8 protein-coding genes are annotated in these 11,693 nt (G+C 67.3%); 1 reads left to right on the top strand and 7 read right to left on the bottom strand.

Annotation, left to right across the window (positions count from 1 at the left end):
- Nucleotides 1-15: 15 nt before the first annotated feature.
- Both X946_RS19810 and X946_RS19805 read right to left on the bottom strand, forming a co-directional pair.
- Nucleotides 16-1,692, bottom strand: a complete 1,677-nt coding sequence (locus X946_RS19810; RefSeq protein WP_038751035.1) for a methyl-accepting chemotaxis protein — start codon at nt 1,690-1,692, stop codon at nt 16-18.
- Between the two features lie 193 nt (nt 1,693-1,885).
- Nucleotides 1,886-2,983: a hybrid sensor histidine kinase/response regulator gene (locus tag X946_RS19805; RefSeq protein WP_038751033.1), complete on the bottom strand. Its 1,098-nt coding sequence runs from the start codon at nt 2,981-2,983 to the stop codon at nt 1,886-1,888.
- 806 nt (nt 2,984-3,789) lie between these two features.
- On the opposite strand from X946_RS19805, the gene X946_RS36350 reads away from it, so the two are divergent.
- On the top strand, nt 3,790-4,230 hold the full coding sequence (locus X946_RS36350; protein ID WP_231752118.1) for a MaoC family dehydratase: 441 nt from the start codon (nt 3,790-3,792) through the stop codon (nt 4,228-4,230).
- A gap of 248 nt (nt 4,231-4,478) precedes the next feature.
- Here the strand turns inward: X946_RS36350 and X946_RS19795 are convergent, their stop codons facing one another.
- From X946_RS19795 to X946_RS19770, 5 genes are all read right to left on the bottom strand, one after another.
- Nucleotides 4,479-5,912, bottom strand: a complete 1,434-nt coding sequence (locus X946_RS19795) for an aldehyde dehydrogenase family protein (protein WP_038751032.1) — start codon at nt 5,910-5,912, stop codon at nt 4,479-4,481.
- Nucleotides 5,913-5,958: 46 nt separating this feature from the next.
- Nucleotides 5,959-7,599, bottom strand: a complete 1,641-nt coding sequence (locus X946_RS19790) for an acetolactate synthase large subunit (protein WP_038751030.1) — start codon at nt 7,597-7,599, stop codon at nt 5,959-5,961.
- Nucleotides 7,600-7,927: 328 nt separating this feature from the next.
- Nucleotides 7,928-9,508 carry a Na+/H+ antiporter gene (locus X946_RS19785; RefSeq protein ID WP_038751028.1) on the bottom strand — a complete coding sequence of 527 codons (1,581 nt, stop codon included), beginning with the start codon at nt 9,506-9,508 and terminating at the stop codon, nt 7,928-7,930.
- Nucleotides 9,509-9,715: 207 nt separating this feature from the next.
- Nucleotides 9,716-11,002: a DUF445 domain-containing protein gene (locus X946_RS19775; RefSeq protein WP_038751025.1), complete on the bottom strand. Its 1,287-nt coding sequence runs from the start codon at nt 11,000-11,002 to the stop codon at nt 9,716-9,718.
- A gap of 29 nt (nt 11,003-11,031) precedes the next feature.
- The gene (locus X946_RS19770; RefSeq protein ID WP_038751067.1) at nt 11,032-11,565 is read right to left on the bottom strand and encodes a GNAT family N-acetyltransferase; all 534 of its coding nucleotides are present in this window, start codon (nt 11,563-11,565) and stop codon (nt 11,032-11,034) included.
- Nucleotides 11,566-11,693: the final 128 nt, after the last annotated feature.

The raw sequence follows: 11,693 nt of genomic DNA, 5'->3' as shown, positions 1-11,693 counted from the left end.
GGCGCGTCACGCACATCACGCGTCGACCTTGAAGCGCGACACGCCCGTGCGCAACTGGTTCGCGACGAGCGTCAGATCGTCGATCGCCTGCGACGATTGCCGCAGCGATTCCGCCGTCTGCTGCGCGGCCTCCGACAGTTGCGACAGCGCCTGCGTGATCTGCTCGGCGCCGCTCGCCTGCGTCTGCATCCCTTCGTTGACCATCTGGAAGCGCGGCGCGAGCGTCTGCACTTCGGCGATGATCTGCGACAACTGGCCGCCCACCTGCTGCACGTCGCGCATTCCGCGCCGCACTTCCTCGGAAAACTTGTCCATCCCCATCACGCCCGCCGACACCGCCGACTGGATCTCCTTCACCGTCTGCTCGATGTCGTACGTCGCGACCGCCGTCTGATCCGCGAGGCGGCGGATCTCGGTCGCGACGACCGCGAAGCCGCGGCCGTACTCGCCCGCCTTCTCCGCTTCGATCGCGGCGTTCAGCGACAGCAGGTTGGTCTGGTCGGCGACCTTCGTGATCGTCGCGACGACCTGGTTGATGTTGATCGCCTTCTCGTTGAGGATCGCGAGCTTCGCGTTCACCGAGCCCGCCGCATCCATCACGCTGCGCATCGTCTCGCCCATCCGCGTGAGGCCGCTCTGGCCGACGCCCGCGAGCGTCGCCGACTGCTCGGCGACCGCCGACACCTCGTTCATCGTGCGCAGCAGATCGCGCGACGTCGCGAAGATCTCGCGCGAGGTCGCGCCGATCTCGGTCGTCGTCGCCGCCGTTTCGTTCGCCGTCGCCTGCTGCTCGCGCGACGTCGCCGCGATCTCGGCGACCGACGTCGTCACCTGCAGCGACGACTGCTGCGCCTGCGCGACGAGCGCGGTCAGCTCGTCGGCCATGCGGTTGAAGCCGCTCTCGAGCGTGCCGAATTCGTCGCTGCGGCCAAGGTTCAGGCGCTGCGTCAGATCGCCCGTGCGCATCACGTCGTGCACGTCGACGAGCCGCGCCATCGGCACCGTCACCGCGCGATAGAGAAAATAGCCGAGCACGAGCGCGGCGACGAGCACGACGCCAAGCGCGACCGCGAGCGTGATCTCGGTGCCGTGCACCGATTCGCGGATCAGCGTCGCCGACTGCTCGGCGAAGCGCCGGTTCTCCTGCACGAGAACGTTGGCGGTGCGAATCACCTCTTCCCACGCGAGCGTCATCTTCGCGTACGCGGCGAGCGAATCGGGCTTCGCGCCGTGCGCCTTCTGCACGGCGTCGTTCAGGAGCGGCACGTAGCGCTCGTAGGACGCGCGAAACGCGTTGAAGCGCTCCTGATCGTCGTTGCGGTAGATCGACGCCTGATACGCGGACATCAGCTTGTCGGTTTCCTCGAGCAGGCTGGGCACCTTCGCGAGATCGCGCCGGACGGCGTCGGCGTCGGCGTCGACGAACACCGCGCGCTGCAGCGCGATGTACGATTCGTTCGTCGCCGCGCGCAACGAAGCGGCGAGATAGACGCCCGGAAGGGAATCGCGCTCGATGCTGATCGCTTCGTCGTTGATCGCGCGCAGGCGCTGATAGGACAGCGCCGCCATGAACAGCATCAGCACGAACAGCGCGCCGAAGCTGAACAGTATCCGGTTGCCCAGCGTGAGCCGGCTGCCGGCGGCGGGTTTGCGAAGAATCTCGTGGCTGGCGCGAGGCGTCACTGTGGGCATGTCGTTTTATCCGGCTGGCGGAAAATCAGATGAGGAAAGCGTCGCGCTACGCACGGGGCGGATCGCATCGATCCCGGCGCGACGCGAAACCCGGGCATCGCGAGTGTAACTTGAACCATCGTGAACGAGGACAGGTCGGTGCGCGCGAAGCGGATCGTGTCGCACGGACGGCGGCGTGCGGCCAGCGCGCGCGTCACGCGGCGCTCGCATCCTTCGGAATCCGAAGTCCCGCGAGGAAGCCGCGCGGCGTGTAGCGCATCAGGATCAGACCGCGATGCTTCGCGGCCGTCGCGCGCACGAACGCGAGCCCGAGCCCGAAGCCGCCGCGCTGCGCGCCGCCCGCCGGCACGAGCCGCACGAACGATTCGGTCGCGGCCGCGCGCTGCTCGGGCGCGATGCCGGCGCCTTCGTCCTCGACGCCGATCAGCCAGCCGTCGCCGTCCTCGACGAGCGTGCAGCGCACCTCCGAGCCCGCCGGCCCATACTTCAGCGCGTTGTCGACGAGATTGGCGACCGCGCGCGTGAGCATCATCCGGTCGCCGATGCACAGGCACTCCGTCGGCGGCACGTCGGCGCTCACGCGGCTGCCGACGCTGCCCGCTTTCTCCCACATCTGGTCGACGGCATCGAGCACGACCTCGTTCAGGCTCACCGTCTCGCTCGGCCGCTTCTCCGATTGCGCGCGCGTCAGATGAATGAAGCCGTCGGCGAGCGCGAGCGCGCGGCGCGCGTGCGTCTCGATCCGCTCGAGAATCGGCGGCATCGCGCCGTGCTCGTTGCGATAGACGTCGAGCAGCGCGAGGATCGACGTCTGCGGCGTGCGCATGTCGTGCGACAGGAAATCGAGCACCTCGTCGCGCTGCCGCAGCATCAGGTAGGAATTCGAGTGGTAGCGGATGCGCGCGATCAGCTCGATCGTGTCGGGCAACTTGACGAGATAGTCGTTCGCGCCGGCGACGAAGGCCGCGCGCTTGACGACAGGCTCTTCCTTCGCCGAGAGCACGATGATCGGCACGCGCGCCGTCTGCGCGTCGGCGCGCCATGCGCGCACGAGATCAAGGCCGTCGATGTCGGGCATCACGAGGTCCTGCAGGATCACGGTCGGCTTCACTTCCCTCGCCATCGCGAGCGCGCGCTGCGCGTCGGTGCACGTGTGCAGCACGATGTCGCCCTCCGGGACGAGCGAGCGGCGAATCACTTCGCCGACGAACGCCTGGTCGTCGACCAGCAGCACCGAGATCCCCGATTCAAGCGAATCCGAAGCATTATCCCTACTCGTTTTGTTCATCATGTCGTAGCGCTACGCAATCGTTGCCTTGTTGCCTGTTCCAGCCCCGTTCGTCGCTCGCCTGCCCGGCTGGTTCAGCATGCGATCGCGTGAGCGCGAGCCCGCCGTTCCTCGTGAACGGCAATGAAACGGGCCCTCATTCTTTCTTAAAACGAATATAAAGTGCTGATGTTAAATGAAATTAAGTCCGCTCGCTGATCTCGCTCGATAATCGATGCGCATTTCACTCCTTTTTACGATCGAGTCATCGTTCGATCAGGTAAAAGCGTGTGTCGGAGCGGCCCGGCTGATTTCGTGGTCACAATGCGCCGGATACGCGCGGCGCGCAATTGCATCCGAGCAGTGTGTTATCTGCTCGCCACAGTGCGGTTTATCAATCGGGCTCGCGACGCCGGAAGATGAAGGGAGCGCAAACGTTTTCTTCGACGCAAGTCACCGCATGTTCGCCGAACCTGCGCGGCCTGCCGGAAATCGGCCCGCGACGCCCGCTCGACGGGCGTTTGACGCGCGCGCGCGACACGCGCCGGCGCTCGGCTCTCGGCTCGACGCCTCACACATGCACGAAGCCGCCCGGTTCGGCCGGACGCGCCGTCAGATTGACCGTCCGGTCGGTGAACGATAGCATCTCCAATCGATGCGGCGGCGCGCATCGCCGTCAATGCCGGCGTGAGCGGGAACGCTTCGCGCGCCGCCCCCCCGGTTTTTCGAGACGGCGACGATCGCGACCATTGCCGCCTTATCTCGATATTCGGCAATTGCCGTTTAATACGCGGCCGCCACTTTCTTATCCAATTATTCTGCGCATCCTCATGAATACGAGTTACAACGTCGGCGAAACTATCTCGAAAATGGTCACGTTCGACATTGAATCCGTTCGCCGATTTGCCGCGCTCGCCGGCGACATGAATCCGCTGCATCACGACGAGGCGCTCGCCGGATCGACGCGATTCGGCGGACTGATCGTCAGCGGCACGCACTATTCGGCGCTGATGATGGGGATGGTCGCGACGTTCCTCAGCGAGCGGCGGCCGGCGCTCGGGCTCGAATTCGAATTTCAGTTCCGCAAGGCGGTCGCGGCGGGCGATACGGCGACGATGGAATGGCGGATCGTCGCGATCGAGCCGAACCCGAAGCTCAAAGGCGACGTCGTGCGCCTCGAAGGCACGCTGCGCAACGCGGCGGGCGACGTCTGCGTGCTCGCGAAGTCGACGAGCCTCAGCCTGCCGGGCCACGCGATCGCGGCGGCGTAGCGCGCAAGGCGCCGTCGCCGCGATTCGCGGCCGTCTTGTCGCGGCGGCCGCTGCGCATTTCGCCCTGCATCGACGCCACGCACCGCCCGTCGCGCTCGCCCGCTTCCCGCGCGCCGATCCGCCGGATGCTCGTGACGAAAGGATAGGTCTGCGGAATCGCACGCCGAGCGCACCGAACAAGCCGAGCGCGCAGCGAAGCGGCGGCGACGCGCGCGACGGCGGCACCGCATCACGCCGCCGCGCCGCAATCAACGCTTGCGCACCACCATGAGCCGCAGCTCGGTCATGTCCTCGATCGCGTAGCGAATCCCTTCGCGGCCGAGCCCCGAATCCTTCACGCCGCCGTACGGCATGTTGTCGACGCGGAACGACGGCACGTCGTTGATCACGACGCCGCCCACTTCGAGCTCGTCCCACGCGCGCTGCGCGTGCGCGAGCGAATCGGTGAACACGCCCGCCTGCAGGCCGAAATCGCTGTCGTTCACGCGCGCGAGCGCGTCGTCGAAATCGGAGAACGTCTCGAGCAGCGCGACGGGGCCGAACGCCTCCTTGCGATACAGATCCTGATCGCGGCCGACGCTCTCGAGCAGCGTCGCCTCGAACATCGCGCCGTCGACGCCGCCGCCCGCGACTATCCTCGCGCCCGCCGCGACGGCCGCTTCCATCCAGCCGGCCAGCCGCCGCGCCTCGGATTCGGAGATCATCGGGCCGACGAACGTCGCCGGGTCCTTCGGATCGCCCATCTTCAGCGAGCGCGTCTTCGCGATCAGCTTCTCGCGCAGCGCGTCGTAGACATCCGCATGCGCGATGATCCGCTGCACGCCGATGCAACTCTGCCCTGACTGGTAGTACGCGCCGAACGCGAGCCGCTCGACGACGTAGTCGAGCCGCTCGCGCTGATCGGCGTCGACGATCGCGGCCGCGTTGCCGCCGAGTTCGAGCACGACCTTCTTCTTGCCCGCCTTCTTCTTCAGCTCCCAGCCGACCGCGGGCGAGCCCGTGAACGACAGCAGCTTGAAGCGCTCGTCGGTCGTGAAGAGATCGGCGCCGTCGCGATGCGCGGGCAGGATCGAGAACGCGCCCTTCGGCAAATCGGTTTGCGCGAGCACTTCGCCGATGATCAGCGCGCCGATCGGCGTGCGGCTCGCGGGTTTCAGCACGAACGGGCAGCCCGCGGCGAGCGCGGGCGCGACCTTGTGCGCGGCGAGGTTCAGCGGAAAGTTGAACGGCGAGATGAACGAGCACGGCCCGATCGGCACGCGCTTGTAATAGCCGCTGTAGCCCTGCGCGCGCGGCGAGATTTCGAGGTTGATGAGGCCGCCCTCGATGCGCACCGATTCCTCCGCCGCGACGCGGAACGTGTCGATGAGGCGCGTCACTTCACCCTTCGAATCGTTGATCGGCTTGCCCGCCTCGATGCACAGCGCTTCGGCCAGCTCGTCGAAGCGCTCGCGAAACCGCGCGACGCAGTGCTCGAGGATCGCCTGCCGCCTGAACGCCGGCAGCTCGCGCAGCGGCTTTTGCGCGGCGACGGCCGCGCCGATCGCGGCGTCGATCGTATTCGCGTCGGCGAGCGCGACGCGCGTCGCGACCTCGCCGCTGTACTTGTCGGTGACGTCGAGATCGGTGTTCGCGTACACCGCCTCGTTCGCGAGGTAATACGGATAGGTTTCCTTCAGCATGTCGAATCACTCCGTCCGGTTTGATGCGCCGTGCCGCCCACTGCGGTCACAACTGCGCCGACAGGCGCTTGATTTCGCGATTGAGCACGCGCTCGTTGTCCGAGTAGTCGATCGGCACGTCGATCAGATGCACGCCCGGCGACGCAAAGCATTCGCGCACGAGAGGCTCGAGTTCGTCGGCCGACGCGATCCGGTGCCCATGCGCGCCGTAGCTCTGCGCGTACGCGACGAAATCCGGGTTCGCGAGCGTCATCGCGTAATCGGGGAAGTTCATGTTCTCCTGCTTCCAGCGGATCATTCCGAACGCGTCGTCGCGCAGGATCATCACGACGAGGTCGAGCTTGAGCCGCACCGCCGTTTCGAGCTCCTGAGAATTCATCATGAAGCCGCCGTCGCCGCACACGGCCATCACCTTGCGTTGCGGATGCACGATCTTCGTCGCGATCGCCGACGGCAGGCCCGCGCCCATCGACGCAAGCGCGTTGTCGAGCAGCAGCGAATTCGGCTCGTGCGCGCGCCAGTAGCGCGCGAACCAGATCTTGTACATGCCGTTGTCGAGGCAGACGATGCCGTCCTCCGGCATCGACCGGTACAGATCGTTGACGATCCGCACCGGATACATCGGAAAGCGCGGGTCGTCCTGCCCTTTCTTCAGGTGCGCCTCGAAGTGCTCCTTGATCAGCATGAAGCGCGAGAAATCCCAGTGCGGCTGGCGCGCGAGCGTCTCCTTCATCTGCCACACCGCGTTCGCGATGTCCCCGACGACCTCGATCTGCGGGAAGTACACGGGATCGACCTGCGCGCCGAGGAAGTTCACGTGGATCACGGTCTTGTCGTCGGCGCGCATGAAGAACGGCGGCTTCTCGATCACGTCGTGGCCGACGTTGATGATGCAGTCCGCGTGCTCGATCGCGCGGTGCACGAAATCGCCGTCCGACAGCGTCGCGTTGCCGAGCCACAGCGGATGCGTTTCGTCGATCACGCCCTTGCCCATCTGCGTCGTGAAGAACGGTATGCCCGTCGTGTCGACGAATTCCTTGAGCATCTTGCGGGTCGTCTTGCGATTGCCGCCCGCGCCGATCATCAAGAGCGGATGGCGCGCCGCCTGGATCGCTTCGGCCGCGTGCGCGACCGCCTTCTCCTCGGCGATCGGCCGGCGGCTGTAGCTCGCGGGAATCGGCTTGCCGTCGCCCTCCTCGTGCGCGATGTCCTCGGGCAATTCGAGGTGCGTGGCGCCGGGGCGCTCTTCCTCCGCGCGCCGGAACGCCTCACGCACCGCCGACGGAATGTTGCCGATCGACACGATCTGCCGCGTGAGCTTCGTGAGCGGCTGCATCATCCCGACCACGTCGACGATCTGGAAATGGCCCTGCTTGCTCGACTTGATCGGCTTTTGCCCGGTGATCATCAGCATCGGCATGCCGCCCAGCTGCGCATACGCGGCCGCCGTCACGAAATTCGTCGCGCCGGGGCCGAGCGTCGCGAGGCACACGCCCGTCTTGCCGGTCAGCCGCCCGTAGGTGGCCGCCATGAAGCCCGCCGCCTGCTCGTGGCGGGTCAGTACGAGCTTGATGCGGGAGCGCCGCAGGGACTCGAGGAGATCGAGGTTTTCCTCGCCGGGAATGCCGAACACATACTGGACGCCTTCCGCCTCCAGCGCCTTCACGAACAGATCGGATGCTTTCATGGGGACTCTCGGTTGGTGCCGCGCCTCCGGCTTACGGCGCGCGCGGCGTTGAGCGACGCTTACGCCGGCCTACGGCGTACGCGACCCTTTCCTTCGACAGACAAAAGCAAAAGCAAGCAGAGCGAAACAGCCGCGGCGATGGGTTGCGCGGCCCGCTATTTCCGGCCGCGGCCGGACGGCTGCCGGCGCGCGATCGACGCCGCATCGGCGGCGCATCGGTGGCGGCGATTCTCGATTGTAGGAGATCGCCGAAAAAGCCGCTTCGAGGCGGGCAGCTTACGAAACGATGACACGCCGGAGGGCAATGCGCGTCGCGCCGCGCACGCCGCTATCCCTTCGCGTGCTGCGCCGCGATCTCCTGCAAGTCGAGATCGCGTTCGAGCAGGTACAGCATCTCGTCGTGGATCTGGCCGCCGCGATGCAGCCGCAGCAGCTCCGCACGGCCGGCCGCGATCGCCGCGAGCACGACGTCGTAGTGCGCGTTGCGCTCGTGCTCCGGAAACGCCGGCTCGTTCTGATGGCGCGCGGTCACGTTCGCGCGGTACGTATATTGCTCGAGCAGCCGCGGATGAATGAGGTTGCCGCCGGCGTCGCGCACGAGCGGCTGGATCGCCGCGAGCTGCGCGGCCTCGACGCGCGCCCACGTCTGCGGTTCCGTCAGATGATGCGGCGCGGGCCCCGGATCGCGCAGCCTCAGCAGTTGAATCAGCGGCCCGATCGTCGTGCCCTGCAGCAGCACGGTGACGAGGATCACCGCGAATGCGGCGACGAGGATCAAATCGCGGCCCGGCATCGCGTCCGGCAGCGACAGCGCGATCGCGAGCGTCACGACGCCGCGCATTCCCGCCCAGCTCATCACGGCCGCCGCCTTCCAGTCGGCGAGCGGTCCACGCCCGCGCACGCGCGCGACGGGCGCCTTCAGCAGCTCGACCGCGAACACCCAGACGAAGCGCGACACGACGACGGCGGCCAGCACCGCGACCACCGCGGGCGTCATCGTCGCGAACACCTCGCCGAGCCCGCCGAGCCGCACGATCACGCCGCGCAGCGACAGGCCGATCAACACGAACACGAGCGCCTCGAGCAGGAACACGATCACCTGCCAGAACGCGGTGCCGCGATTGCGCACCGACGCGGAGAACACCTCGTGCTGATGCCAGCCGAGCATCATCCCGGTCGTCACGGTCGCGATCACGCCGGACACCTCGAACATCTCGCCCGCGATGTAGCTGATCCATGCGGCGAGAACGGCCGTCGTGATCACGAGATAGTCGTCCTCGATGAGTTTCAGGAAGCGCACGATCAGCCAGCCGACGACGAAGCCCACCGCGACGCCGCCGAAGCCGAGCTCCGCGAAGCGCACGAGCGCGTCGCCCGCGCTGAACGCGCCCGTCAGCGCGGCGGCGAGCGCGAAGCGAAACAGCACGAGCCCCGCCGCGTCGTTCAGCAGGCTCTCGCCTTCGAGCAGCACCATCAGCCGGCGCGGCAGCGCGACGCGCTCGAGCACGGCCTTCGCGGCGACCGCGTCGGGCGGCGACACGATCGCGCCGAGCGCGAAGCACGCGGCCCATGGCAGGCCCGGCGCGACGAGATGCACGGCCAAGCCGACCGCGAACGTGGTGAACGCGACCGCGCCGATCGCGAGCATCATGATGCCGCCGACGTTGCGCTTGAACTCCTCCCATACCGAGAAGTACGCGCCGTCCATCAGCAGCGGCGGCAAGAACACGATCAGCACGAGATCGGGATCGAGATCGACGGGCGGCAAGCCGGGCAGGAACGCGATGCCCGCGCCGCCGACGAGCAGCGCGGCGGCGGGCGGCAGCTTGAGCCGCTTCGCGAGCAGCTCGAGCGCGACGATCGCGAGAAACGACAGCAGGACGAGCTTGAATGCCGAGACCGGAGACATGGGTGCGCCTTCCACGCGAGAGTTAAACGGCCGAACGACGGGCGGCCGATCGCGCGATTACAGCATGCCGACGCATGCGGCGTCGAGCGCGCAATCGTCAAATTCGTTCAGGATGCCGATGCTTCGGCGCGGTGATCTCGCTGATCTCGCTGATCTCGCTGATCCCGGCGAAAGCGCCGAAAGCGCAGCGGCGACGAACGCGCGCGCTCAGAAAGGCAGCGCGCCCGCCCAGCGCGCGAGGCTCGACACCGCATAGAGCCCGAGCCCGATCAGCCCGCCGACCAGCGTGCCGTTGATCCGGATGTATTGCAGATCCTTGCCGATGTTCAGCTCGATCTGCCGCGACATCTCGCGCGCGTCCCAGTTCTTCACGGTGTCGCTGATGTGCCGCGTCAGGAACTCGGCGAACTCGGGCGCCATCTCGCTCGCCGCGCGCTCGACGTGCTCGTTCATCGAGTCGCGCAATTGCGGGCTCTGCGCGAGCCGCTCGCCGAGCCAGCCGCCGAGCGCCGTCGCGCGCTGGTGGACGACCGAATCGTCGCGCGCGAGATCGGCCTTCAGCCAGGCGCGAAGCTGGTCCCACATGTCCTTCACGTAGCGGTTGAACACGTCGCCGTCGCGCAGATAGCGTTTGATTTCCTCACCCTTCTCGATGAACGCGGGGTCGCGCTTCAATCGCACCACGAGGCGCGCTGCCGCGTCGTCGAAGCTGCGCCGCAGCCGATGCTCGGGGTCCTCGGCGATCTGCGTGAGCACTCGCGTCACGACGTTCGAGATCAGCTCCGCGCCGTGCTCGCCGAGCCAGCTCGTCGGCAGCAGCTTCTCCATCTTCGGAAACTGGTATTTCAGCCAGTCGACGATGTACGTCGCGATCGACGCGCGATTGTCGGGATCGCGAAGGAATCCGACGATCTGCGCGATCCCGTCGTCGAGCAACGCCTGATGGCGGCCGTCCTTCGTCAGCGTGTCGAGGATCGCGCCCGCGGATCGCGACAGGTCGATCCGGTCGAGCGCCGCATGAAACGCGTCCTTCACGAACGACTGGATTCGCGCGTCGTCGGTCATGTCGAGCCCGAACGCGACGAGACGCGTCGCGTAGCCGCCCAGCACGTGCGCGTTGCGCGGCGTCGCGAGCCACTGCGCGAGCCGGGCCGCCGGGTCGTGCCGCTTGATCAGCGCGACGATCGACGCCGGGTCGAGAAACTTCTCCTGCACGAATGCGGCGAGATTGTCGGCGATCTTTTCCTTGTTCTGCGGAATGATCTCCGTGTGCCGCGACACGAACGGTATCGGCACGCGCCGAAACAGCGCGACGACCGCGAACCAGTCGGCGAGCGCGCCAACCATCGACGCCTCCGCGATCGCCTTGACGCCGTCGATCCAGAAGCCGCGCGGCGCGAACAGCGTCGCCGCGAACACGCCCGCCGCGGCGAGCAGCAGCGCGAGCGCGCGCCGCTTGCTGTTTCGGAGTTCCCGTTCCTTGTCGTCGAGCATCGCGATCCGGTCGTATCGATTTCGTCTCGTCACGCGCGCGGCGGCGCGGACGGCAGGAACTTCACCATCAACCATTCGTCCGCGTAGCCGTTCGCTCCCTTGAGCGCGCGCGGCTCGACGCCGTACGCGACGAAGCCGTGCCGCTCGTAGAACGCGCGCGCCGCGCCGTTGCCGTCGGCGACGGCGAGCGTCACCTGCTCGGCCGCTTGCTCCGCGGCCGCGAGCACCGCATCGAGCAGCGCCGCGCCGACGCCGCGCCGCCTTGCAGCGGGTGCGACATACATGCCCCACAGGAAGCCCTTGTGACGCTCCTTCGCGCCTTCCCGACGCTTGAAGCCGGCCATGCCTGCGATCGCGCCGTCGACGTACGCACCGAACACGATCGCGCTGTCGAGCCGCTCGGCGAACGCGACCGGCGGCCGCGCGGCCTCGGCTTCGTAAGTCGAGCCGAATGCGTCCGGCGCGTCCTTCAGCGCGGCGAGGCGGATCGCGCGATAGTCGGCCGCGTGCGCGGCGCGAAGGCGCCTGATTTCGATGCAAGGCGAGGATGCCGGATGGGCCATGACGGGCTTCGCGAGCAGGAATGACGGACTCGTCAGATGGTACACCGGGCGGCGCGCGGCTCGGTTGACCCGCGTCGCCGGCGCCACTTAGAATGCCTTCGCGCGGCGCCCGGCCTGCCGCGCCGTCG

This window comes from Burkholderia sp. ABCPW 111, assembly GCF_000773065.1.
In the GTDB taxonomy this organism is placed as follows: Bacteria; Pseudomonadota; Gammaproteobacteria; order Burkholderiales; family Burkholderiaceae; genus Burkholderia; species Burkholderia savannae.
Note: the sequence above shows the minus strand (reverse complement) of the source record. Positions and strands in the feature narration are given on the sequence as shown.